Annotated in this window: 18 protein-coding genes and 2 pseudogenes; 17 read left to right on the top strand and 3 right to left on the bottom strand. The window is 48.2% G+C overall.

Annotation, left to right across the window (positions count from 1 at the left end; genetic code table 11):
- Positions 1-86 precede the first annotated feature (86 nt).
- The 9 genes from BLT32_RS11325 (at position 87) to cysQ (ending at position 14,069) form a co-directional block, all read left to right on the top strand.
- A complete protein-coding gene (locus tag BLT32_RS11325; RefSeq protein ID WP_235444009.1) occupies positions 87-2,828 on the top strand; it encodes an SLBB domain-containing protein in 2,742 nt (913 codons plus the stop codon).
- 135 nt (positions 2,829-2,963) lie between these two features.
- Positions 2,964-3,254, top strand: coding sequence for a hypothetical protein (locus BLT32_RS11320; protein ID WP_053954405.1), 291 nt, complete (start codon positions 2,964-2,966; stop codon positions 3,252-3,254).
- Between the two features lie 118 nt (positions 3,255-3,372).
- Entirely contained in the window at positions 3,373-4,056 is a 684-nt protein-coding gene (locus BLT32_RS11315; protein WP_053954373.1) for a YjbF family lipoprotein, read from the top strand.
- On the top strand, positions 4,053-6,932 hold the full coding sequence (locus BLT32_RS11310; RefSeq protein ID WP_235444008.1) for a YjbH domain-containing protein: 2,880 nt from the start codon (positions 4,053-4,055) through the stop codon (positions 6,930-6,932). The genes BLT32_RS11315 and BLT32_RS11310 overlap by 4 nt, the downstream gene beginning before the upstream one ends.
- Before the next feature lie 51 nt (positions 6,933-6,983).
- Positions 6,984-8,894, top strand: a complete 1,911-nt coding sequence (locus BLT32_RS11305; RefSeq protein ID WP_053954372.1) for a nucleoside-diphosphate sugar epimerase/dehydratase — start codon at positions 6,984-6,986, stop codon at positions 8,892-8,894.
- 19 nt (positions 8,895-8,913) lie between these two features.
- Positions 8,914-10,389, top strand: coding sequence for a glucose-6-phosphate isomerase (pgi, locus tag BLT32_RS11300; RefSeq protein WP_053954371.1), 1,476 nt, complete (start codon positions 8,914-8,916; stop codon positions 10,387-10,389).
- Positions 10,390-10,523: 134 nt separating this feature from the next.
- Positions 10,524-12,731: a S8 family serine peptidase gene (locus tag BLT32_RS11295; RefSeq protein ID WP_053954370.1), complete on the top strand. Its 2,208-nt coding sequence runs from the start codon at positions 10,524-10,526 to the stop codon at positions 12,729-12,731.
- A 15-nt stretch (positions 12,732-12,746) separates the two neighbouring features.
- Positions 12,747-13,232, top strand: coding sequence for a serine protease external chaperone (locus BLT32_RS11290; protein WP_053954369.1), 486 nt, complete (start codon positions 12,747-12,749; stop codon positions 13,230-13,232).
- A 102-nt stretch (positions 13,233-13,334) separates the two neighbouring features.
- Entirely contained in the window at positions 13,335-14,069 is a 735-nt protein-coding gene (gene cysQ, locus BLT32_RS11285; RefSeq protein ID WP_053954368.1) for a 3'(2'),5'-bisphosphate nucleotidase CysQ, read from the top strand.
- A gap of 45 nt (positions 14,070-14,114) precedes the next feature.
- Here the strand turns inward: cysQ and BLT32_RS11280 are convergent, their stop codons facing one another.
- From BLT32_RS11280 to BLT32_RS11270, 3 genes are all read right to left on the bottom strand, one after another.
- Positions 14,115-15,083: an L-carnitine dehydrogenase gene (locus BLT32_RS11280; protein ID WP_053954367.1), complete on the bottom strand. Its 969-nt coding sequence runs from the start codon at positions 15,081-15,083 to the stop codon at positions 14,115-14,117.
- 1 nt (position 15,084) lies between these two features.
- The gene (locus BLT32_RS11275) at positions 15,085-15,975 is read right to left on the bottom strand and encodes a beta-keto acid cleavage family enzyme (protein ID WP_053954366.1); all 891 of its coding nucleotides are present in this window, start codon (positions 15,973-15,975) and stop codon (positions 15,085-15,087) included.
- Positions 15,976-16,074: 99 nt separating this feature from the next.
- A complete protein-coding gene (locus tag BLT32_RS11270) occupies positions 16,075-17,094 on the bottom strand; it encodes a GlxA family transcriptional regulator (RefSeq protein ID WP_082343268.1) in 1,020 nt (339 codons plus the stop codon).
- 143 nt (positions 17,095-17,237) lie between these two features.
- On the opposite strand from BLT32_RS11270, the gene BLT32_RS11265 reads away from it, so the two are divergent.
- The 8 genes and pseudogenes from BLT32_RS11265 to BLT32_RS11230 all read left to right on the top strand — a co-directional run.
- The gene (locus BLT32_RS11265; protein ID WP_053954365.1) at positions 17,238-19,415 is read left to right on the top strand and encodes a TonB-dependent receptor; all 2,178 of its coding nucleotides are present in this window, start codon (positions 17,238-17,240) and stop codon (positions 19,413-19,415) included.
- The gene (locus BLT32_RS11260) at positions 19,415-20,992 is read left to right on the top strand and encodes a BCCT family transporter (protein ID WP_053954364.1); all 1,578 of its coding nucleotides are present in this window, start codon (positions 19,415-19,417) and stop codon (positions 20,990-20,992) included. Before BLT32_RS11265 ends, BLT32_RS11260 begins: the two co-directional genes overlap by 1 nt.
- A complete protein-coding gene (locus tag BLT32_RS11255; protein ID WP_053954363.1) occupies positions 20,982-21,899 on the top strand; it encodes a dienelactone hydrolase family protein in 918 nt (305 codons plus the stop codon). Before BLT32_RS11260 ends, BLT32_RS11255 begins: the two co-directional genes overlap by 11 nt.
- Positions 21,886-22,284, top strand: coding sequence for an acyl-CoA thioesterase (locus BLT32_RS11250; protein WP_053954362.1), 399 nt, complete (start codon positions 21,886-21,888; stop codon positions 22,282-22,284). The genes BLT32_RS11255 and BLT32_RS11250 overlap by 14 nt, the downstream gene beginning before the upstream one ends.
- A gap of 79 nt (positions 22,285-22,363) precedes the next feature.
- Positions 22,364-22,669, top strand: a complete 306-nt coding sequence (locus tag BLT32_RS11245) for a hypothetical protein (RefSeq protein ID WP_053954361.1) — start codon at positions 22,364-22,366, stop codon at positions 22,667-22,669.
- Positions 22,666-23,648 (top strand): annotated as a pseudogene (locus tag BLT32_RS11240) (type II toxin-antitoxin system HipA family toxin). Before BLT32_RS11245 ends, BLT32_RS11240 begins: the two are co-directional and overlap by 4 nt.
- Before the next feature lie 153 nt (positions 23,649-23,801).
- Entirely contained in the window at positions 23,802-24,167 is a 366-nt protein-coding gene (locus tag BLT32_RS11235; protein WP_053954360.1) for a hypothetical protein, read from the top strand.
- 180 nt (positions 24,168-24,347) lie between these two features.
- Positions 24,348-24,604: pseudogene (locus tag BLT32_RS11230) on the top strand (IS110 family transposase); the annotation flags it as partial.

Genomic DNA, 24,604 nt, shown 5'->3' with positions numbered 1-24,604 from the left:
CTACCGTAGCTTTTTTGGAAGTTAGCTTATAAAATGCTGCGATTATCCGGGTGCAAATTAAGTAATAAACATAAAGGGGAAGCGCTTTGATTTCTTGGAAGTCTATCTTGTCGAGTATGGTACTGCTCGTTGCTGTTGTGGCTTTAGGTAATTCAGTAACGGCACATGCGCAGTCTATGCCGAGCCAGGCTCAAATTGAGCAGTTAAAAAAACTGCCCCGTGCTCAGCAGGAAGCTCTTGCCCGACAGTTTGGCATTGACCCCAGCATGTTGGATCAGTTAAACGGTTCTTCTTCAAGCTCAGGCAGCAAGAGCCAGCAACAAGAAGATGTCGTTTTCCCGCGAGGTACTCGTTTTGATAAAAATGGCGACCCGATAATTCCGGAAGACTTAGAAGCTCAGTTCACTCGTGACGATGATGAGTTAAAAGCATTCGGCTATGACTTGTTTTCCGGCGAGCCAAAAACGTTTGCACCCACCTCTTATGCACCAGTGCCTTCCAGTTACATTATGGGCGTTGGCGACACCATTAAAATTCAGCTTTTTGGTAAAGAAAACCGCACCTACGACTTAACCATTGACCGAGAAGGTAAAGTGGTTATTCCTGACTTAGGCGAGCTAACGGTTGCGGGCTTAAGCTACACCTTAATGCAGGAGCTAATTCAAAATCAGGTAAAACAGCGCCTTATTGGCTTTAATGCAGCTGTTTCTATGGGTGAGCTGCGCTCCATTCAGGTGTTTATTGCTGGAGAAGCCTATAAGCCGGGCTCTTACACGGTAAGCTCGCTGTCGACCATTAGCCAAGCGCTGTATGTTGCCGGTGGTGTGTCGGACATTGCGTCACTGCGTTCTATTCGGCTAATGCGTGCTGGCGAGGTTATTGTAGACTTTGACTTGTACGACTTGCTATTAAAAGGCGACGCGTCTGACGACCGCATTTTGCAAAGTGGCGATGTCGTTTTCATTCCGGCACGTGGTGACATGGTGACCGTTAAAGGCCAGGTTAAACGTCCGGCTTTATATGAGCTAAAAGGCGATGAAACTTTAAAAGACGCATTGCGTTTTGCTGGTGGTAGTGAAGACGACGCTTACTTAGCGTCGGCACAGCTCGAGCGTATTGTTCGAGGCCAGCGAGTTATTAGTACGGTTGACTTAACCTCAAACGCGGAACTGAGCAAAGAATTGAAAGGTGGTGACGTATTAACGCTTCGTCAGGTGTCAGAGTCGCTTAATAATAGCCTATTGTTAGTGGGCGCGGTGACTCGCCCGGGACATTATGAGTGGAAGCCGGGCATTCGCATTAACGATATTTTGCTCGATAGCCGTCAGGACTTATTAGAGCAGGCTGACCTAGGCTATGGCCTTGTTGTGCGTGAAACTGGTACGAAACGTGACTTGAGCTTGTACCAGTTTAACGTAGCAGAGGCTATTTCTGGCGTTGAAGGTGAGAACTTACAACTGCAAGAGCGTGACCAAATTGTCATTTTTAGCCGCTATCAGACGAAAGAAGAAGAAAAGCAGAAACTCTCTCGCTTTACTTTAACCAAGCAAGAGCGTCAGGCGGAAGAGCGTCAGGAACTATTAAGTGATTACCGTCAGGCGTTTTTGAAAGACTTGGTTAAAGACGCTAAAGCGTCAGAAGAGGAAGAGCGGGAGCGTTTGGCAGAAGAGCGCCGTTTAACACCGCTGTCTGATTTGTTCGGCTCACCCGATGAAGACGACGTTGAAGTTGCCGAAGAAGACTTAGCGCTGTATTCGCGCGACAAGCTATTAGAGCCGATTATGCAGCGTATACAGCGTCAGCGTACCAGTAACGGTAATACGCCGTTAGTCTATGTGTCTGGTGAGGTAAACCACCCTGGCGTGTATCCGTTAGTGGAAAACGCCAGTGTTAGTCGCTTGGTGGAAGCCGCTGGCGGAGTTAAAGACTCGGCCTACTTAAAACGAGCTGAAATTACTCGCTTTGAGTTCAATAAAGACACCACGAAGACAGACTACGTTACTGTTGCCTTAAACAATGTTCTGCAAGGCGCTATGGATGTTCCGTTACAAGGTCGTGACCGCTTAAATGTATTGAGTATTCCTGAGTGGCAAAATACCTATGAAGTAACCCTGCGGGGGGAAGTCCGCTTCCCGGGAACCTACGCCATTAAGCGGGGGGAAACTCTCACGCAGCTTATTGAACGGGCAGGTGGCTTTACAGAGCATGCGTTTATAAAAGGTGCGGTGTTTACTCGTGAAGAGCTGCGCAAGCAGGAGCAAGAGCGTAAAAAAATTCTGGCGCAAGAGCTTCAGCGCGAAGTTGCCGGAAATATGCTGACTGGCACCGGCGATAGTCGCGTTTCTTATGATGAAATGCGCACGTTGTTGGCTGACTTGCTGTCGGCAGAGCCGGTGGGTCGTCTAATTATGGACTTGCCGAAACTGTTAAGCGCTAATGGTGCCAACGACGTTCAGTTAAAAGACGGTGATACCTTGCACGTTCCTTCCCGTAATGACTCGGTGAGTATTATGGGTGAAGTGCAAATGGCAACGTCCTACCGTTTCGACCCTGACGTATCGGTGGAAGAGTACATTGACCGCAGTGGTGGCACTAAAGAAAAAGCGGACGAAGATCGCATTTATATTGTTAAAGCCAACGGGGCCATTGAACGTTACGAAGGCGGCAGCAGTTGGTTTAGCTTTAGCGAAAGCTCACAGCTAGGCCCGGGCGATGCTATTATTGTGCCTATGGACACAACTTACACAGAAGATCTTGAGCTTTGGTCACAGGTTACCACCATTTTGTATAACACGGCGGTAGCAGTGGCTGCTATTAACAGTATTTAACAAATTTTACTGAAAATTTATAAATCCAGTTTGCATTTAGCAGCGTATAAACATACTATGAAAGTTGCTGTTAACTGGAGTGTTTTCAGTCTACAGCGATACATGTATCAATATCTCGGGAGTGAGGTTAATATTATGAAAACTTTAGCATTATCAGTTATTGCTGCGTTAGGTTTAGCGACTGCACCAGCAATGGCACAAGACGGTGCAGCTGGTGAAGGTGCTTCAGGCGCTGGCATCGGTGGCATGTCAACTCAGGCATTAGTATTTGCAGGTGTTGCAGCAGCAGCAACTGTAGCCGTTGTTTCTGACAGCTCATCAAACCCAATAGTTGACGACCCTGAAGATCCAACAGATCCAGACCCAATCGTAACGGTTACTGGTACAGGTACTAACACCTACACTATTACTATTCCAGCTCAGTAATAGCTTATTGTGTTAATTGCGAAGCGCTTCGCAGTGAACACTTTAAAAGAGCTGTGATAAAATACCGCCGTTTGGCGGTATTTTTTTATGCGTGATAGCTTAACTTGTGAGACTTCTTATGATTCGGAACGGACTCTTTGCTGGTTTCTTACTTATTTTAGCGGGCTGTACAGCCGTCACGGACGAAGTTCGTGAAACGGTTGAATATGCGTTTAAAGACACTGAAGATGCAGAGCTAAGCGCTGAAGAAATAGATAACTTCCCTTACACCTCTTTGTATGCTCAGTGGCAGGGAAAAGCCCGAAGCCTGATTGTTTTAGGCTTTGTTAATAAACCGAATAAGTACCATTTTATTACTGCCGAGAAAGAGACCTTCGTTCTTGAGAATGGGCGCGTTACACGCACCCAAAGCCTGGACGATAACCTGTTGAGCGTTTCGAATTTAAAGAATGACCCATTGCGCTGCATTGTAACAGCCCCTCAGTCTTGTAATAACACCTGGCAGCGCGCTTATGACTACCAGTTCGACGACGGCACTCGTGTTAGCCGAAACGTGCAGTCGACTTTCACTGTGAAGCAGCCTGAGCAACTGGCTATGCCTTATGGTCAGGCAACGGCGACACAAGTCGAAGAAGCGGGTAAGTTTCTTCTAACCGGCGAGCGCTTTGTAAATCGATTCTGGGTGGAACAGGACGGTCATGTCATAAAAAGCGAGCAACGCATTATTCCCAATAAGCCGCTATTAAACCTTACCCAGGTCACCTGGATTGGTCGCACCAATAACTCAGAGTCAGCCCAATGAGTGATGTTATGAAACGTATTCTTATTGCTTTATTCGCTATGGCCGTTTTGGCGGAATCAGACGTGGCAAACGCAGAAACCAAACAGGTGCAATTTGAGGGGCCGGTTCGACTTAAACAAGCTTTGAACGCCATTGAAGAGCAAGGCCTTCTGGCGGATGTCTATTGGCCGGCTGTGCGCTTGGTTAAAACCGATGAGGCTGCTGACTTAGAACGTAAAAAACAAAATATACTATTGCAGTTGGCTGAGCTGGAAGCTTATTGGCGCGGCCGCCGTGAAACCGACAAAGCCGATGCCGCGCTGATGTTGCAAGGGCAAATTAAGGGCTGGCAGCTGGGGCAACAATACTGGGGCCACATACGCATTGAGCAAACGCGCCAAAATTTAGCTGACAACCCACTGTTGCCGGAAGGAAGTTACTCGCTAGTTTTGCCTGAACGCCCAGAGCATATTTATATGTATGGCTTAGTCAGTAAGCCAGGTAAGTACGCATTTCATACAGGAAAGACAGTCGCAAATTGGCTGAGTAGTGTTGAAGAGCAATCTGAGTTACTTGATGGCTATAACAAAAACGTTGCGACGGTGGTGTCTGTTGATGACGAACAACAAACTAACTGGGCGTACTACAAACAAAGTGACACCGAGCTTATGCCCGGCAATATTCTTTGGTTAGGCTTTGAGCCGAATCAGCTACCGCCAAAATATAAGTCCTTGAATGACGACATTCGGGGTTTGTTGAAGCATTTTGTGGCAGATACATCGGTTCGTTCAGCAACTAACGCGCCTGTGTATCAGGTAAGCGCAACACCCACCTCAGAATGGCATTGGTCGCGCCGTGATTTATCGCCCAGTTATAACGATTATGGCTCGGTGGGGTTATTACAGAATCCGACAGCCCGCATGATGGATGAAGGCGCTTTTGCACTTAGCTACACCGATATGGATGAGTATCGCCGCTATACAGTGAGTCTGCAGTTGTTGCCTTGGTTAGAAACCACGGCGTTTTATACGGAATTTCCGAATAAACTGTACAGTGATGTGCCGGACTTTAGTGGTGACAACATTCTTGCCGATAAAGGCTTTGATATTAAAGCCCGTTTATGGGAAGAGAGTTATTGGCTGCCGGAAGTGAGCGTGGGTTTTCGTGACTTTGCCGGTACCGGCTTGTTTGATGCGGAATACCTAGTCGCGAATAAACGTTTTGGCCCGGTTGATGTGAGCTTAGGGTTGGGCTTTGGGCGCATGGGGACCCATGACGACTTCACCAACCCATTTTGTGAATTGTCCGACGAGTACTGCCAACGAGAAACTAGCTTCGGCGGCAACGGCGGTAAGGTTGAATTTGACCGCTGGTTTACCGGACCTATGGCCGTGTTCGGTGGCTTGGAGTATCAAACCCCATGGGAGCCGCTTAGTCTGAAAGTTGAGTATGACGGTAACGACTACTCGACCGAGCGTGCCGGCGTACCGATAAAACAAGACAGCCGCTGGAACTTTGGTGCTAATTATCAGGTTTCTGATTACTTCGATGTGCAACTGAGTTACGAGCGCGGTAATACGCTCATGTTCAACTTCAGCCTGCGCACCAACTTCAATACGCTGAACCAGATAAAGGTGACGCCAGATAAGGTCGTCCCAACGGAAGAAAAGCGCAAAGAGTCATTGGCCGACGTAGACTGGGCAGGAATGAACCGCACTATGCGTGAACAAATGGCGTTTAGCGGAGCGCGCTTTGCGGCGGAAGACGATGAAGTGACGATGTATGCTTACCACTTCCGTTACCGTGACAGTGACGAAGCTTATGACCGGGCGGCTCGCGTTATGGCGGCGGAATTACCCGACAGTGTAAAAACCTACAATATGGTCGATATGACGCTGTTTGACCCGAACGTGAATACCAAAATTGATGCCGAACAGTTTAAAGATAGGGTGCTTAACCGGGAGCCGGGCAAAGACGTTGACGAAGTGGACGACTTGTTCGTTCGACTGGAGTCGCCGGATATGCCTGAGCGCGGCGACGATAGCTGGATGCTGAACCCTGAGAATAAGTTCACCAACCGCTATGGCCTGAAGCCTTTCCTGGACCAAAGCTTTGGTAACCCGGAAACCTTCTATACCTACCAGTTGGGTGTGTACGCCTTTGGCCGTCGTTGGCTGAATGACAATATTGAGTTGTTTGGTGAGGTAGGCTTTAACATTGCTACTAACTATGACGACTTTCTGTTCTTAGGTGGTGGACGAGATGCGCTACCGCCGGTGCGTACTGACATTCGTAAATATGTACAAAGTGACATTTGGTTAGACTCAGCGCAGGTAACCTACCACAAACGTTTAGGGCAGGACTGGTTTGCCATGGCTTATGCCGGTTATTTAGAGCGTATGTACGGTGGCTTGGGGGCCGAAGTGCTTTATAAGCCGGTAGACAGTCGGTGGGCCTTTGGTTTGAATGCTAACCGGGTTCGTAAACGTGACTTTGAAGGCGGTGCCGGTTTCTTAGATTACGAAGTGACGACAGGTTTTGCTAGTGTGTATTATCAAATGCCATGGTTGTCTGACTCGTTATTGCAGTTAGACTTTGGCCAGTTCCTGGCGAAAGACAAAGGTGTACAGGTGACCATGCAAAAACGCTTTGACAGCGGTGTGGTTGCCGGTGCGTATGCGGCCTTTACGGATGTGTCATCGGAAGAGTATGGTGAAGGAAGCTTTACCAAAGGCTTCTTCATTAGCATACCGTTCGACTTAATGAGTGTGCGTCCGACACGTGAGCGCGTTGGCTTTACCTGGGTACCATTATCACGAAATGGTGGACAACAGTTGCAACGTCGCGCCCGTTTGTATGACTATACGGATAACAGAGCGCCGTTTTATAACCGCTAATACACGGAAACGATAAAAAGGATAAATACCGTGAATCCATTGAAGTTGTTGATGCAGTTACCGAGAAATGTGAAGCGCGGAATAGGGCTTTTCGTTGATGTTGTGTCTATTACGGTAGCAATGGTAACGGCCTATTTACTCAGCTTTGATGCCATTATGCCGCTGAAATGGTCGCAGTGGATGATTCTTGGCGGTCTTGTTTTGTGCGCAACCTTATTGGCGTTTATTCGTTTTGGCTTGTACCGCGCGGTTGTCCGCTACGTTGGCTTTAAAGTTCTAAGCTTAGTTTTTGTCACCGTGATATTCAGTGGCGCGTTCTTAGTGATTGGCGCTTTGGTCATGGGTATTGCGTTGCCGGTTTCAGCGGTCGTGAATTATGTGTTGCTGGCATTTTTGTTAACCGGTGGCAGCCGTTTGATTGTTCGTGAAGGCTACCAGCGTGCTATGAGTCGTAAGAAGGATCGGGTGCTGATATACGGCGCTGGGTCTGCTGGCCGTCAGCTGGCGCAAGCGTTGAATAATGGTGGCGAGTTTCATCCGGTGATGTTTGCTGACGATGATTCTAGCTTGCAAGATACGTCGGTACTGGGTATGAGCGTTATTAAACCGGGACGTATTGAAAAAGCCGTGTACGACGCTGATATCCAACGTGTGCTTTTAGCCCTACCGAGTACTCCTCGTTCACGCCGTCGTGAAATTCTTGAAGCCTTAGAGTCTTTGCCGGTTAAAGTACAAACAGTGCCGGGCATGGCCGACATGGTGAACAATGAAATGTCCATTGACCAGTTACAGGATATTCGAGTTGAAGACCTTTTGGGACGTGATCCGGTAACTCCCGACGCCCGTTTAATGGAAAAGCACATTACTGGTTTAACGGTTCTGGTGACCGGAGCCGGCGGTTCTATTGGCTCTGAGCTGTGTCGTCAGATATTGTTGCAGCGACCGAAAGTGTTGGTGCTTTATGAACTCTCTGAGTTCGCCTTGTACAGCATTGAGCGTGACTTGATTGATATCTGTGAGCAACAGGGCATTGGTGCCGAAGTGATACCGGTTATTGGTACCGTGCAACGGCGTAACCGCATTGAGACTGTACTGAAAAGCTTTAATGTCGATACGGTGTACCATGCTGCGGCTTATAAGCATGTGCCTTTGGTTGAATACAATATGGTCGAAGGCGTGCGTAATAACGTGTTTGGTACCTGGCATACCGCGGAAGCTGCTATAGCGGCCGGCGTTAAACAGTTTGTACTGATTTCTACCGACAAGGCGGTGCGCCCGACCAATGTGATGGGAACAACGAAGCGTCTATCGGAGTTGGTGTTGCAAGCCTTAGCGTTGCGTCAGTCAGAGACCCGTTTTTGCATGGTGCGTTTTGGTAATGTTTTGGGGTCGTCGGGCTCTGTCGTACCACTGTTTAAAGAGCAAATTGAACGTGGCGGACCGGTAACGGTGACGCACCCGGATATTACGCGGTTCTTTATGACCATACCCGAGGCGGCTCAGCTGGTGATTCAAGCCGGTACTATGGGACACACTGGGTCCGTGTTTGTATTAGACATGGGCGAGTCCGTTAAAATTGTCGACTTAGCCCGTAAGATGATTCGCTTGTCTGGTCTTGAAGAAAAAACTGAGAAGAACCCGCACGGCGATATAGCTATTGAGTTTACCGGTTTGCGCCCTGGTGAGAAGTTGTACGAAGAGTTACTCATTGGCGACAATGTGGAAGCCAGTGATCACGCTCGTATTCTGCGCGCAAATGAGCAGTCTCTGGCTTGGAGCGACATGCAGTTGTTGCTTGAAAAACTTGATGACACTTGCCAACGCTTTGCGATTGATGAGCTACGTGACGTGTTGCTAAAAGCCCCAACAGGTTACAAGCCAACAGACGACCGTATTTGTGATGTGATTTGGAACAAACACAGAACTTGTGAAGATAAAAGCGACGACGCAGACGTTGCATGACGTACTTAGGGACAGTTAAATGATAAAAAACGGACCTTATCTGGCACTGGATACCAGCTACCAGAAGCTGTCAGTAAATGAATTAACAGAGCAGGCAAGCAAACGCTTGCCTGAATCGTTTCATGAAGCTCGTAAGCACTTAAGCCGTGGTGAATACCTGAATGTCAGTGAAAACCGCCCGGTGACCCATACCTTAAGCCGCTCTGTTCACGCGGTGGCTAAGCAGGCGAACCGTAAAACCCGCTTTGTGGAAGTGGTACAAAAGCTGCGCTCGGGGCGTTGGTTAGGCTCTACCGGTAAACCAATTACCAACGTAGTCAATATTGGCGTAGGTGGCTCTGACTTAGGTCCGCAAATGGGCTCGTTTGCGTTGAAAGAGTTCGCTGATGATGCAGTTTTGCATGACTTACAAGTGCATTTTGTGTCATCGATGGACGGTGGACAGCTTTACGCGGTATTACCTATTGTCGACCCCGAAACCACGTTATTCATTATTTCGTCTAAGTCGTTTGGCACTATCGACACCTTTGCTAATGTCGATACTGTGCGCCGCTGGATAGAGCCTGCGTTAAGCCGGGAGCAGTGGTTGGACAAACACGTAATAGGTGTGTCGGCGAACGCCCAGGCTATGACGGACTACGGTATTCCACCGGCGCAGCAATTTACCTTTGGCGAAGGGGTGGGTGGACGTTTTTCGTTATGGTCAGCTATAGGCTTGAGCATAGCGCTGACAACTGGTGTGCGGGCATTTGAGCGTATGCTGGAAGGTGCCAAAGCCATGGATGAGCATTTCTTTACGGCGCCGGCAGAAGAAAACTTGCCCATATTATTAGCGCTTTACGGAGCATATAACCGTGAAGAGCTAGGCATTAATAATTTGGCTATTTTGCCGTATGACGGTCGCTTGCGTATGTTGCCCAACTATTTGCAGCAACTGGACATGGAAAGTAACGGTAAACAGTCAACGGCAGACAATAAAGCAATAGATTACCCAACCGGCCCTATTATTTGGGGCGGTTTTGGACCTAACGGACAACATGCGTTTTTCCAGCATTTGCATCAGGGCTATGACGAGTTTACTGCGGACTTTGTTGCCGTGTTAAAGCGCGCTGCGCCGGGTTTCGAACCCGCAGTTCAGGATGGTCTGGCAGAGCAACAGCGTTTGGCCGTTGCTAATTGTTTGGCGCACCGACGCCTGATGTGGGAAGGCAGTAAGAACGTTGAGTCACCGCGAGATAACTACCCCGGCGGACACCCATCGAACCTACTGATAATGGATGAGCTGACCCCCGAAAGCTTCGGTGCGTTGATAGCCGCTTATGAGCACAAGGTATTTACCCAGGGCGTTATTTGGGGCTTAAACAGCTTCGACCAGCCGGGGGTTGAGAAAGGCAAGAAAATAGCAATGGATGTGTTGAATGTGTTGGACGGCGACAGCGATGAGTCCTTTGATGAAAGTACTGATGCGGTTATAAAACGCATGACATCGTTTTAAATATCTCTCCTGACGTAATAACGTCAGGCTACGCACACTTCGGTTAATAACTTGTTACATTTCTAATTTACGGCATTTTAACATCAGCGTTATAGTGTTGGTCCTATTCAGGGTACGTACTATAAGAGGTAAAAATGCCAAAACAACAATTCAAATTAGCGGCATTGTCAGCTGCGGTGGTCATGGGCTTGGCAGCCTGCGGTGGCAGCAGCGATGACAACTACGCACCAACGGTCTCGGCTGAAACCGAAGTAATGGTCGGCGAAGGTCAGACTATTGAAGGGCAAGTTCAGGCAACAGACCCTAACGGCGATGCATTAACCTACTCTGCACGCGCTTTCACTGCTGACGGTAAAGAAGCCAATGGCATAGTCACTATCGATTCTTCTGGTCATTTTAAATACATCACCCTAGCTGCAGAGGACGTAACTATTGAAGTGACGGTTAGTGATGGTGAAGAAGAAACGATTGAAACTATTGAATTAGCCGCCGAGCAAATTCCAAGTGACCCAATTGCTTATCAACAGTGGCACTTACAAAATACTGGGCAAAAAGCTTATACCCAAACCCAGGCCGCACTAGACTTTTTAGTCAATAATTATGGTTGGACGGAAGAGCAAGCGCGCGAAGCCTTCTTTGATGAAAGTATTTATGTGCCGGGCGAAGACATGAATGTGCTGGAAGCCTATGCGCAAGGTGCCTTTGGTCAGGGCATGATGGTTGGCGTGGTCGACTCTGGTTTAGAAATTAACCACCCGGATTTAAACGCTAACATTGCTGCCAATATGTCACTGAACTTTGCGCCGAATGCGTTGGACAAAATGGACCCAACCAATCGCTCTTCGGCTACCGGAGACCACGGCACTTCAGTTGCTGGGCTAATAGCTGCTGTTTCAGGAAACGGAGTTGGGGGGCGAGGCGTCGCGCCACAGGCGAAGGTGTTTGGTACTAACTATTTGAATGCTAATGTTGATCAAAGTGTACTTAATACCGCTTTAAGCCACGGTTTGCCGGGCAGTGGTGTGACAGAAAATGATCCTCTTATCGCTTATAACCGCAGTTACGGTATTTCTTACCCAGCGGCGTTATATACTTACCCAACAGACGAAGCGTTTGAGAAATATGTAGCGACTCAGCTGCGTAGTGGGCTCGGCGCTTTAAATGTTAAGTCTGCGGGTAATGCATTTAACAGTTATGGCAGTGCCACCGGGCTTTGTGATATCAACGGAGCCAACAGCTCTGGACTATCTTGTTTGAACGGTAATATGGACCCGTCTAACGCGAACTTCTACACAACGACAATTGCGGCTGTAAACTCAGACGGTGGACACAGTAGCTACTCTACTGCAGGTGCTAATATTTTCGTATCCGCTCCGGCAGGCGAAAGTGGTGAGTTTGCACCGGCTATGGTAACGACCGACCAGTCGACTTGTTTACAAGGCTACAGTAGCTTCGCTTACCAGGAGTACTTGGATGAGCTAGCCGGAGCGCCGGGTTATTTCGAAGCGTTCCGCAACTTTAACGCGCCAGGCCATGATGAAAACCCATCGTGTAACTTTACCAGCACCTTTAACGGTACCTCTTCAGCGGCACCAAACGCTTCAGGAGTCGTCGCTCTGGTTGGTTCGGCTAACCCTGCGTTAAGTGCTCGCGAAATTCGTCATATTTTAGCGAATACTGCTGACCAGGTTGATGCTGAAGACGAAGGCGTTGTCCTTGCAGTTAATGGCGGCGAGTTCGTTGCAGATCCAGGTTGGGTTGAAAACGCAGCAGGCTATGCATTTAACCTGAAATACGGCTTTGGTCGTGTGAATGCTGGTGCTGCGGTTGCTATGGCGAAAGAAACGGAAGCGGGCTCTATGCCAGCTTTGGTCGAAACGAGTTGGATGGATGTTTCGCCTGAGACCGCGCTAAATATTCCGGATAACAATGCTGAAGGTGCGAGTTATAGCTTCACCGTTGAAAGCGACATGACACTGGAAGGTCTGCAAATGGCCTTAACCGTAAGTAACGATGACTTCGAAGGGGCAGGGTGTGATTTTTATAGCACCGCTGGATCTGACTTGGCGGTGGAGTTAACGTCACCGGCAGGAACAACAACTCAGTTATTGTCTGGTCGCCAGGAGATTGTTGTTGGTGCAAACGGGCAATGCAGTTCGTATATACTTGAAGAGACAGTATTTTTAGCAAATGCATTTTACGGTGAAAACTTAGCCGGCGAATGGACAGTTCGTTTAGTCGATACTAATGGTGATGATTTGAACTTAGGTGAACTCGCGGTATCTAATAATACAGTACCTTCAGTTCTGGAAGCTGTCAGCGTTCGTGCATTCGGTCATTAATAGGGGCAAAGAGATATGAGTTTAGTAAAAGCACTATTAGCAGTGGCCGTAAGCGGCGTAGTTGCAGTTTCGGCTACCGCGCAGGAGCTACCGGCTCCTCAACAGAAGAAGACGCCTGCTGTCGATTTAACCAAAAAGTTTGACGGAAAGGCGGATTACCAACGGTATAGCTTTACAAGCCTGCCAGAGTCAGTTGATGCTTCTGAGCAAAGTGGGGATGTTTTGTTGGCCGGCACTGAGATGGTTGACCGCTTTACCGGAGAGAAAGCTTATGTTTCGGGTGTGGTCACGGTGTTAACCGAGAACGTAAGTGCTGATGACTTAGCCTCAGAGTTTGGATTAATCGTAGAGCGTGTCTATTCGCGCCTGAATCTGGCCTTACTTAAGGCTCCTGAAGGCACTGACATGCTGCAGTTGCGAGAGCAGCTTAAAGGCGTAGAAGGTGTTAACAGTATTAAAGTCGAGATTGTCGAGAATATTCGCAAACCTCACGTGCTTTAATAGTTGCCCAACCAATGAAGCCGCATCTGGTTCGTTCCTGGTGCGGTTTTTTTATGGGGTTTAAGGTACAATTTGGACATAACTTTTAGAAACACACTATTTATGCTTGAAGATGTAAAGAAAATTGCCCGCGAAGCTGGCGCAGCCATTATGGACGTGTACGAAAGTGATAACTTTAACGTGCAAAAAAAGGGCGACGACAGCCCGCTGACAAAGGCCGATTTAGCAGCGCACAAGGTTATTTGTGACGGTCTGCGTACGTTGGAGACCCAGTATCCGATTATTTCTGAAGAGTCTTCAGATATTAGTTGGGAGCAGCGTAAACACTGGAGTCGCTACTGGTTGGTTGACCCACTTGATGGCACCAAAGAGTTTATTAAGCGTAACGGTGAGTTCACGGTGAACATTGCGTTAATTGAAAAAGGCGTGCCAGTGATGGGCGTGGTTTATGCCCCAGTGCTGGATGCCATGTATACCGGCGAGCGCGACGAGGGCGCCTTTTTGAATGACAAGCCGATTAAAGTGGCTATCGAGGCCCCCGCGACTTTGCGTGTGGTCGGCTCGCGCTCACACCCGTCACAAGAAACGACGGATTGGCTGGATGCCTTAGGCAAACCTTACGAAATGGTGCCCATGGGCAGCTCATTGAAGATATGCCTGGTGGCCGAAGGTGAAGCGGATATTTACCCGCGTTTAGGCCCTACCTGTGAGTGGGATACCGCGGCAGCCCATGCCGTCTTAAGCGCCGCGGGTGGCGACATTACCACCATTAACGGCGATCCACTGCTTTATAATCAAAAAGACGATTATTTGAACCCGCATTTTATTGCGAAATAAAACAATGGCACCTGATGCTATAAGCCTCAGGTGCATTCTCTGCATTTATACTGTTTTGCGGTGATCCGACAGAACCTTTCCGGCACCGACTTCATATTGAGCAAGCGCTTCCATAATAGCAACCAGACAGTTGTCACGTAGCTGCTCAAGCTCTTTAACGCTGCGGTTAGCTGCTTGTTCATGAGTTCCTTCAACCATGCGATCAATCAATGACTCGGTAAGCTCCGGTGCTTCCAGTTTGGTCCAGGGCAGTTTTAAAGCGGGGCCGAACTGCTTAAGCATGTGCCGCATACCGGTGTCACCGCCGGCTAAATGATAAGTCAAGTTGGTGCCCATGAGTGCCCAGCGTAAGCCCGGGCCGTAGGTAATGGCATCATCCAACTCACCGGTTGTTGCAATACCGTCGTTCACCAGGTGAAGGTTTTCGCGCCACAAAGCTTCAAGCAGGCGATCGGACAAGTGACCGTCAATTTCCTTACGAACATGCAATGGGTGCATACCCAGGCTTTTATATATGCGCTGAGCTTTGTTAATGGCATCGGCGGCTGTTTTCTCACCACCAACAACTTCGACCAATGGCAGTAAATACACCGGGTTGAACGGATGCGTCACGACTAAACGCTCGGGTAGCGCCACATTTTCTTGTAACACGCTGGGCTTAAAGCCTGAGGTTGATGAACCAATGATGGCATCCGTTGGCGCACACTCACTAATTTGCTTTAATAACGAACATTTCAGCTCCACCACTTCCGGCGCGCTTTCCTGAATAATGTCAGCCTCATCGCAGGCATCTTCCAGTGTGTCATAAAACGTTAGGTTATCGATGCTGGCACCGTCTTTTAAGCCCAGTTTCTCGAGCGACGGCCAGGCATTTCCGATACTTTCTTTCAGCTTTTCATGAGCATTTTCACCTGGGTCCCAGGCTTTCACACGATACCCATTTGCAAGATAACGTGCCGCCCAGCCTGCGCCAATAACGCCGGTTCCAATAATAGCTGCTGTTGCCTGTGTCATATTAGCCCACCTTTACCAAGTTCAGCTTGTCTCGCGTTTGCTGCGGTGTCATTGGCACAGCTCCCAGGTTATCTAAAAGGTTTACCGCTTTTTCAACCAGTTGTTCGTTGCTGGCAAGCTCGCCTTTTCGCAAGTACAAGTTGTCCTCTAGGCCAATACGAATATTGCCACCTAACAGTGCGGCTTGTGCTGCCATTGGAAACTGATGGCGACCAATTCCAAACCCGGCCCATACTGAGTCGTCGGGCAAACTGTCGACCATTGCTTTCATAGTGGTGGTATCAGCCGGCGCTCCCCAGGGAATGCCTAAACACAGCTGAAATAAAGCGGGCGAATCGAGCAAGCCTTCTTTTTGCATTTGTTTGGCAAACGCAAGGTTGCCGGTGTCAAAAATCTCAAGCTCCGGTTTTACGCCAAGCTCTTGAACACGTTTAGCGCCTTTACGCAGCATTTCCGGACTGGACACATAAACGAGGTTTTCGTCACCAAAATTAAGTGAGCCACAATCTAAGGTGCAGATTTCTGGCTTCAGCTCTTCTATGTGAACCAGGCGCTCTTCTGCGCCCACTAGGTCTGTATCTTGAGTGAACTGAGTCGGGTCGCTGTCCGGTCCCAAAAAAAGATCGCCGCCCATGCCGGCGGTGAGGTTTAGTACAATGTCCGTGTTGCTGCTTCTGACCCGGTCAACCACTTCGCGATAAAGTGCCACGTCACGACTGGGCTTGCCCGTTTGCGGATCGCGCACATGAATGTGAGCAACAGAAGCGCCGGCTTCCGCGGCAGCAATGGTTGATTCTGCGATTTCTTTTGGGGTTACCGGAACCGCTGGGTTTTTGCCGGTCGTGTCACCAGCACCGGTAATAGCGCATGTCACAATGACGTTGTTGTTCATAAGTCACCTTAAGCATTGATAAGTTTTCTATCATGCTAGCTGTTTTCCCGTCGCTAACTATTGAGAAAGCGAGAGCGACTTATGGTTTTTCGACAATTTTTAAGGAGCGAGCAGTAATCCTCGGTCTTTACTCGGTTGAATACCAAATTCGTCTTTGTAAATAGCGCTTAAATAAGCGGCGGATGAAAAACCACAAGCGAGAGAAACTTCTAAAACCGACATTTCAGTTTGATGTAGCAGTTGACGAGCATGCTCCAGACGTAACTTGCGGTAATATTTTTTCGGAGTTGTATTGAGCTCTTTAGCAAACAGTCGCTCAAGTTCACGTTGAGACACCAGTGCTTTCTCTGCAATTTCGCGAATGGATAAATTTGACGTGAGGTTGTCTTCCATCAGAGAGACGGCTTTTATCAGCTTACGATTGGTGGTCATTAAACGGTTGCGTAGCTTCATACGCTGCGAGTCGTTTGCGCCTAAAATTCGATGATACATAAACTGCTCGGCAACATCGGCGGCAAGTTCGTAACTGTGACTGGCCCAAATAATGTTCAGCATCATGTCTAAACTGCTGAGCCCTCCCGAAGAGGAAATGCGGTTCTCTTCAATTAAAAAGCGCTCGGGTACCACTTGCACCGTTGGGTGGCCTTCTTTGAAGCTGCTGGCCGCTTCCCAGTGCATGGTGGTGCGCTGGCCACTCATGACACCGGCTTTAATCAATAATTGCGCACCGGTATCAACACCACCGAGACTATAGCCGTTGGCGGCCAGGCGACGCAGTTCAGCGTATAATTCGTGCGAGGCATGTTCATAAGGGTCGAACCCTGACACGACGATAAAGGTTTGGTAGTCATCGGGGCAGGTATCTATGCGATAATCGGCGTCTATTTTCATACCGTTGCTGGCGGTTGCTGGTTTGCCGGTGTCCGTAACAAAAGAAAACTCAAACAAATGCTCGCCGGAAAGTCTGTTTGCAACACGTAGTGGTTCCGAAATACACGCCAGTGCAAACAACGAAAACTGGTCCACTAAAATAAAAGCAATGTGGATGGTGTCACTGTCGCCAAACTTCGGTGGCAGAAAGTTATCGCTTAAATTGTAGTCACATTGCTTAGAGTCCATAGGAGAAAAACCTAAATAAAGTGTCGTATAACCTAAAGTTTAATCTTACCTGAGTTATAGCATACATAACACACTAGAAAGACTTCTTGCCGCTCAAGGCACTCATTTTGGGAACGAACGGGTAAGAAACAATAGGGAAAAAGATGAAAACATTATCACAGTTTAAATTATCAGCACTTGCATTAACCATTAGTACGCTAACGATACCCTCAGTGACGTTAGCCCAGGACAATCAAAACGAAACAGACGCGCAAGACGAGCAATATGAAACCATTACGGTTACGTCTAACCGCCGTACAAAAAGCTTAAATGAAGTACCTATGGCGGTAACCGCACTGGGCTCAATGACTATTGAGCGCGCAAACGTGCTGGACATTGAAGATGTGGCCGGTATGACACCGGGCTTTTCCATTTCGACTTATAATCCAGTGACACCACAACCGTATATTCGCGGTGTGGGCACAAACTCGAGCTCTGTTGGTGATGACGCTTCTGTGGGCGTGTTTATCGATGATGTTTATGCAGGGCGTGCCGGAGGCTTTCGCTCGGACATGTTCGACATACAGCGTGTTGAAGTACTGCGGGGCCCACAAGGGTCGTTGTACGGACGCAACGTCGCGGGTGGTGCTATTAGCGTTATTACCAAAGATCCGACCGAGTTTTTTGAAGCTAAGGTTAAAGGAACATTGGGTAGTTACAACCTGATGGAGCTTCAGGGCATGGTCAGCGGCCCGGTCGCTGACGATATTAATGGTCGCTTTGCCGGCTCTACCCGTCAGCGCGATGGTTGGGTTGATAACGTCTATACCGGCAATGAACTGCGTGATCAGGACAATAAGTCGTTTCGCGGCAAGCTGGACTTTGACTTGTCACAGTCCGCTGACTTAATGCTCATTGCCGATTATGCCAAAGACACTTTAGAAGGGCCCGGTGCTCGTTCAGTGACACACTATGACGAAGTGTTTGGCTCCAAGTACCCAACGCAAGATGAAATTGACCAGGTCGACTTATACAAAGACGGCTCGACTGATCGGGAGATTTTTGGGTTGTCGGCGAACTTAACCGTTGACTTAGACGAGCATTTATTCACCTCTATAACGGCTTATCGTGAGCAGGACTATTACTTTTTTGACGATTTAACCGGCCGTTACTTGCGTGATGCAGGCTTGTCGTTAATGAACGATGCCAGTGAAACTTCCAAACAGATCACCCAGGAGTTTCGTCTGCAAAACCTCACCAACGGGCCGTTTGAGTGGACCGCGGGTGTGTACTTGTTCAATGAAGAGATTGAACGTCTGGAAGCCTGGGATTCAACCAAAATGTACGAGTTACAGGGCGTTGATAACATGAGCTCGCGCGGTGTTTGGGATGCCGCGAATGAAACCGATAGCTACGCCGTATTTGGTGAAGGCAGCTACCGTTTAAACAATAACTGGGGGATAACCTTAGGTGGTCGTTATACTTACGACAAAAAAGACTTTTCTGTCGTTGCTTCTGGCGCGCCGGACTTGTTAGGTTTCTTACAGGGAAATTATCAGGTAGCAAAAGAGAAAAGCTGGAACAGCTTTACGCCGAAGCTGACAGTGAACTACTTTTCTGAGCAAGGTGATATGGTGTACCTGACGTTGTCGGAAGGCTACAAAGCCGGAGGCTATAACGGTATTGCCGCGACTGAGCAAGCGGCGGGCGTGCCCTTTGATCAGGAAAAAGCGCGCAACTATGAATTAGGCTTTAAAGCGCGTTTCTTTGACAAAGCCTTGTCATTAAATGGTGCGGCGTACTTCCTTGATTACACCGACTTGCAGAACTTTACGACCGACATTGAAACCGGTGAAGTGCGAACGGCAACAGGTGACGCTGAAGTAAAAGGTATCGAACTTGATGCTAATGCCTTTATTACTGACGGTTTGCGGATGTTTGCGACCTATGCGTATACCGACTCGGAGTTTACGTCGTTTGAAAGTGATGCAAGCGTTGTTGGCAACAGTCTGGCTCGTACCCCAGAGCACAGTGGCTCAGTTGGCTTTAATTACCAGTGGCTGCTCGATGGTGGGCATACAATGGACTGGCGTACAGATGTCACTTATCAGGATGAGATGTTCTTTAGTGTTGGCAACGAAGAAACGACAAAAACGGACAGTTATGCTCTGGTGAATTCTAACCTTACCTGGGAAACCATGGACGGTTGGGAGTTTTCCGTTTATGGCAAAAACTTAACGGATAAAGAGTATATTGTGCATTCGTTTTCACTAACAGGAGTTGGCTTCGCAATTCAGGGAGAGCCTAGAACTTTCGGAATTAGCGTCGCTAAATCATTCTAATGAAGCAATCGAAACTGGACGTCGCTGTTTTTACACCGGCGTTTATCATCGCAGCTGCTGTGGCGGCTGCGTTGATTTTAGCCCCGATCGAGTCTCAAGCCTGGGCAAGCCAGGCCATGTCAGCTATTACTAATAATTTTGGTTGGCTACTGGTAATTTTTGGGTTTGGCGCTTTTGTCTTTGCGCTTTGGTTGGCTTTTGGTCGCTATGGACAGGTGAAATTAGCGACAGAGCACGTCGATAAGGAATACTCAGAAGTTAGCTGGGCTGCGATGATGTTCTCAGCCGGTATTGGCATTGGGCTGATGAGCTGGTCGTTTGTAGAGCCGATTTACTATTTGTCGACCCCGCCCCTGGGACTGGAGGCGCACTCCACCGCGGCTTATAACTGGGGACACATGTACACCTTGTTCCATTGGAGCTTCGTTCCATGGACACTCTATGCCATTCCAGCTGTGGCGGTTGCTTATCGCTTGTACGTGCGCGAGCGCCCGTTTTTGCGTATTTCAGAAGCTTGCCGTCCGGTCTATAAAAAGCAAAGTGATGGAGCCTTAGGCGCGCTGACAGACACCTTGATTTTACTGGGGTTACTGGGCGGCGCCGGCACTTCATTAGGACTAGGAGTGCCGTTAGTATCAGAGCTGGTGAGCCACCTGTTTGGTGTCGAAGACTCTATCGGCATGCGTTTAGGCGTCATTGGTTTTTGGGCACTACTGTTTGGTGGCAGCGCCTACCGAGGGTTAAAGCAGGGTATTCGATGGTTGAGTGATATTAACATTGTACTGGCGATTATTGTGGTGCTGTTTGTGTTGTTTGCCGGCCCCACCGTTTTCATTTTGTCACTGACCATGAATAGCTTGGGTTTGCTGCTGGATAGCTTTGCACAAATTAGCTTCTGGCTGGCTCCCATTACCGGCGATAACTTCCCTGACAACTGGACATTGTTTTACTGGGCGTGGTGGATAGCTTATGCGCCATTAATGGGATTATTTATTGGGCGTATTTCCAAAGGGCGCACCATAAAAAGCTTAGTGCTTGGCACACTCACCTGGGGCAGTTTGGGCTGTATGACCTTTTTGGCGGTGTGTGGCGCCTATGCGCAGCACTTGCAACTGACCGGAGCTCTCGATGTATCGAGCATTCTGGGGACGTCGGGCATACCTGCCACCGTTGTTGCGATATTAGAAACCTTGCCGTTTAGCACGTTGGTGATTGGCGTATTTACCTTGTTGAGCTTTGTGTTCTTGGCAACAACGTTAGACTCCTCGGCGTATGTGCTTGCCAGCATTAGCACTAAAAACCTGGCTGGAGACGAAGAGCCTGCGCGCTGGAACCGCGTTGCCTGGGCGGTCATTCTAGCGGCGCTGGCGGTTGGCCTGCTGGTGATTGATGCGCTGGATACTGTGAAAGCGTCCACAATTATGTTGGCACTGCCGCTTATTCCGGTGTTACTGGTGTTGTTTAAGTCTTTATTGAATCAATTGCATGATGACTTTGGCCGACAGCTTGCTAAACCTGAGCTGGTGATATCGACCAAGCATTCGACGAAAGGGAAAGGAGTAAAGAATGACAATTAAAACTGTAGGAGCCGTATTCTCGCTGACGGCGGTGCTTGCGTTAACCGCTTGCTCGTCCGACGTGGGAGATAACCGGGCAAGCTTAGAAGAAGCCGTTGATAATGGTATTCAGGAAGATTGGATACTTAAGGCGCAGAAAAATGCCGAGCAAACGGTGTCGCCGAAATCTATGTCGCAGTTACAAGACGAACTTTTGCCGCATGAAGAAGTGTACCTGCCGGATGACAAAACCGATGGACCGTTTCCGACACTGATCTTTCTGCATGGCTGCAGTGGTCCTACGGCAAGCCACGAAGAAGATTGGGCGGAGCGCTTTAATGAGTTAGGGGTTGCGGTTATTTCGGTGGATAGCTACAGCGGCCGTGGTATTGATTGGAACGATGCCTGTAACTTCGAGAAAATGACTCCCTGGGAGCGCTCTGGTGATATTGTGGCGACCATCGAGTCGCTGTCCGAGCGCACAACCTTTGATGAAAACAATGTCTATCTTGCGGGCTTTTCGCACGGTGCGGGCACCATTTGGACGTTCTTACGCCAGTTATCCGCCGAGAAGACACCATTGAGCGTAGCAAGCTGGCCGGAAACGGATTATGAGTCGGTCATTGATGGGGCTTTCATGTTTTACGGAACGTGTCGCGGACAATGGTCAGCCGATATTGACTCGTTAATGTTGCTTGGAGGGAATGATCGATACATCGATGAAGCCGAGTGCGTAAACTACCAACATCCGGAGAATGCTGGTGAGTTTGAGTATGTTGTCTACCCGGACGCAACACATACCTTTGATCACGCGGATCCAAACCCTGCAAACGTGGAAGCAGGCAGCGTTTATGACGAGCAGGCTACACTGGATGCCTGGCAACGCATAAAAGCGATGATTGAGGAGGACGGCAATGCCAAACAATAAGGTGTTTACGACCTTTCAAGGCGTTATACATCCTTGGTTATGTGATGAAATGGGGCATTTGAATACCCGCAATTATGTTGGAATGTTCGATGATGCCATGCAGCACTTTATGCGCTGTCTCGGTCACAATGCGTCTGAAGCTCGTCAAGAAAACCTGGGCTGGGCGGATGTGCGTCACGAGATCGATTATGTGGCTGAGGTACCGGTTGGTGCCTTAGTCCATATTGATTGTCAGGTGGAAAAGCTGGGGACTAAATCGATCCGTTATCGCCAAACCATGTACCTTAGCGACACTGGAGAAGTTGCGGCGGAGAATGTGGCTACCTCGGTGCTGTTTGATATGAAAGCTCGTAAGGCCGTGCCTTTACCGGATGCCTTTCGTTAAGATTAGATGTTGAACATACCTTTAAGTAGGACTATATTCCCTATATATCTAATTTAATAGGAATTTAGTCCTATATTTTATGGCAAAACGTAACCTGCATAATGTGTTATTTCCCAAACAGCGTAAAGTGTTGAAGCACTTTGGCGAGGATTTACTGCTGGCTGCAAAACGGCGGGGACTCACAAAAAAAATTATATGTGAACGAACAGGCTTTGATAACAAAACGGTTAATAAGGTATTTTCAGGCGACCCGGGGGTCGCTATTGGCACTTATTTAAAAGTGATGGCTGTGCTTGGCATGGAAGATAACTTTTCAGAAATGGCGGCTCACGATGAGGTTGGTCTTAAGTTGCAGAATATTCAATTGTTGGATGGTAAGAAATGAGCCGGCGGACGGTTAATGTGTATGCATCCTGGGCACCCATTGAAGAGCCTTTGTTAATTGGTGAGTTAACGTTTTCAGAGACAAGCCGTGGAGGCGTGTTTAGTTTTGCCTACGATAATGCTTTCCTAACGTCGGACTACCGCTTGCAGGTTGACCCTCAGCTCACGCTACACCGTGGTGAGTTTTACAATGACACACCGGATAAAAACTTCAGGGCGTTTCTAGATTCGTCTCCGGATAGGTGGGGACGGATTTTGATGCAGCGCCGCGCTCTTCGCTGGGAGGCGCAAGACCAAAAGCATGTGTTGTGGACGAGAATAACCATCTTTGGATTGCTAAGTTTCCCAACCTGAATGACGCTTACGATGTTGGTGCCTGGGAGATGCTGTGTCATGAGTTAGCTGTCGCATCAGGCGTGGAAATGTTTGCTTGTGATGTGCGTAAATTTTCATCTCAATACCATACCTTTTTGACAAAGCGGTTTGATCGTGTGGCTGATAAGCGCATTCACTTCTCCTCTGCAATGACGCAGCTTCAATACTATGACGGTGAGCAGTCTGCGGGAGCAAGTTACTTGGAGCTTGCTGAGTTTCTGACGAACCAGGGGGCTGAAACCGAGGCTGATCTTGCGCAGCTATGGCGGCGAATTGTTTTTAATATCGCGGTGTCAAATACCGACGATCATTTGCGTAACCACGGATTTTTATTGACCTCAAAAGGTTGGCGGCTGTCGCCTGCTTATGATTTAAATCCGATTATTGGTAAGAGTGGGTTACACCTTAATATTACCGATACTGCCAATGCGTTAGATTATGATTTAGCTTTTGAAGTCATTGACTTTTTTCGCTTGTCTAAGGACGAAGCGACACAAATTTATGATGACGTGCTTAGCGCTGTAAGAAGTTGGGAGGCTGTTGCTAAACGTTTGGGAATAAGCCGCGCAGAGCAGCTGATGATGCAAAGTGCATTTAATGTATAGAACGTAACTTGGTTCGGTTAATTGAATCGCCACTGCTCTGTTACAAAAGTAATACTATATCCACTTAGTTTTTATGCTTATATGGTATATACCTAATATTGAAGTTTGAATTCAATAGCACCAAGAACTTATCAAACCCATTAAGGTGAAGTTATGAAGCGACTTTTGGTTTTACTAACAGCATTAGTTTTGACAGGGTGCAATAGTGCGCAGTCGGCAAACGGCACTGAGGTTGATGAGCCGGTCACTATGACGGACATAAAAGCGCTTATTGGTACGCCGAAAGCTCAAACGGTAGAAAGCTGCAAAGTATTGCCCGTGGGTAAGAAAGCCTGCGGTGGCCCGGAGGGCTATGTGGTGTATAGCAGCGAAACCATTACTAATGAACAAACGCTACTAGACGCTATTTATAAGTACAATGAAAAGGCTAAAGAGGACGCTAAGACCGGCTATTCAACTTGTGAACATATACCTGAGCCGATGCCACAACTAAAAGGCGGCGTTTGCTGGATACCGTAACGCAGGAAAATGAATGAATGCGATAAAGATGTATATTATGGAGCAGACCGGTATGTAACGCCATGGATGGCGTTACATAAGCCCCCAGGGATGATGGGATGGACACCTCGCTTTACACGGCGTCGCAATGCGCCATTATTAAAGTGATGTGTTCAATAATCTCAAACGAGGTGTCCACCCATGAAAGTTACAACAATTAGTATCGATTTGGCAAAATCTGTTTTTCAAGTTTGCGGAACTAATCAAGGGGGAACCGAAGTGTTCAACCGCCAAGTCCGAAGAAACAAATTGCTCGAGACCGTTATACAGTTCCCAGATGCTGATGTTGTGATGGAGGCATGCAGTGGCTCTAACTACTGGGGCCGTTTGTTTATTAAGCATGGTTTAACCGTCAAACTCATCCCCCCTCAGCATGTAAAACCATTTGTACGTGGAAA

Source organism: Idiomarina zobellii, assembly GCF_900100855.1.
In the GTDB taxonomy this organism is placed as follows: Bacteria; Pseudomonadota; Gammaproteobacteria; order Enterobacterales; family Alteromonadaceae; genus Idiomarina; species Idiomarina zobellii.
Note: the sequence above shows the minus strand (reverse complement) of the source record. Positions and strands in the feature narration are given on the sequence as shown.

What these genes read in the sequence shown, in the direction of transcription:
- BLT32_RS11320 (WP_053954405.1), top strand. Translation starts at nt 2,964, where the DNA reads ATGAAAACTTTAGCATTATCAGTTATTGCTGCGTTAGGTTTAGCGACT.
- BLT32_RS11315 (WP_053954373.1), top strand. Translation starts at nt 3,373, where the DNA reads ATGATTCGGAACGGACTCTTTGCTGGTTTCTTACTTATTTTAGCGGGC.
- BLT32_RS11310 (WP_235444008.1), top strand. Translation starts at nt 4,053, where the DNA reads ATGAGTGATGTTATGAAACGTATTCTTATTGCTTTATTCGCTATGGCC.
- BLT32_RS11305 (WP_053954372.1), top strand. Translation starts at nt 6,984, where the DNA reads ATGCAGTTACCGAGAAATGTGAAGCGCGGAATAGGGCTTTTCGTTGAT.
- pgi (WP_053954371.1), top strand. Translation starts at nt 8,914, where the DNA reads ATGATAAAAAACGGACCTTATCTGGCACTGGATACCAGCTACCAGAAG.
- BLT32_RS11295 (WP_053954370.1), top strand. Translation starts at nt 10,524, where the DNA reads ATGCCAAAACAACAATTCAAATTAGCGGCATTGTCAGCTGCGGTGGTC.
- BLT32_RS11290 (WP_053954369.1), top strand. Translation starts at nt 12,747, where the DNA reads ATGAGTTTAGTAAAAGCACTATTAGCAGTGGCCGTAAGCGGCGTAGTT.
- cysQ (WP_053954368.1), top strand. Translation starts at nt 13,335, where the DNA reads ATGCTTGAAGATGTAAAGAAAATTGCCCGCGAAGCTGGCGCAGCCATT.
- BLT32_RS11280 (WP_053954367.1), bottom strand. Translation starts at nt 15,083, where the DNA reads ATGACACAGGCAACAGCAGCTATTATTGGAACCGGCGTTATTGGCGCA.
- BLT32_RS11275 (WP_053954366.1), bottom strand. Translation starts at nt 15,975, where the DNA reads ATGAACAACAACGTCATTGTGACATGCGCTATTACCGGTGCTGGTGAC.
- BLT32_RS11270 (WP_082343268.1), bottom strand. Translation starts at nt 17,094, where the DNA reads ATGGACTCTAAGCAATGTGACTACAATTTAAGCGATAACTTTCTGCCA.
- BLT32_RS11265 (WP_053954365.1), top strand. Translation starts at nt 17,238, where the DNA reads ATGAAAACATTATCACAGTTTAAATTATCAGCACTTGCATTAACCATT.
- BLT32_RS11260 (WP_053954364.1), top strand. Translation starts at nt 19,415, where the DNA reads ATGAAGCAATCGAAACTGGACGTCGCTGTTTTTACACCGGCGTTTATC.
- BLT32_RS11255 (WP_053954363.1), top strand. Translation starts at nt 20,982, where the DNA reads ATGACAATTAAAACTGTAGGAGCCGTATTCTCGCTGACGGCGGTGCTT.
- BLT32_RS11250 (WP_053954362.1), top strand. Translation starts at nt 21,886, where the DNA reads ATGCCAAACAATAAGGTGTTTACGACCTTTCAAGGCGTTATACATCCT.
- BLT32_RS11245 (WP_053954361.1), top strand. Translation starts at nt 22,364, where the DNA reads ATGGCAAAACGTAACCTGCATAATGTGTTATTTCCCAAACAGCGTAAA.
- BLT32_RS11235 (WP_053954360.1), top strand. Translation starts at nt 23,802, where the DNA reads ATGAAGCGACTTTTGGTTTTACTAACAGCATTAGTTTTGACAGGGTGC.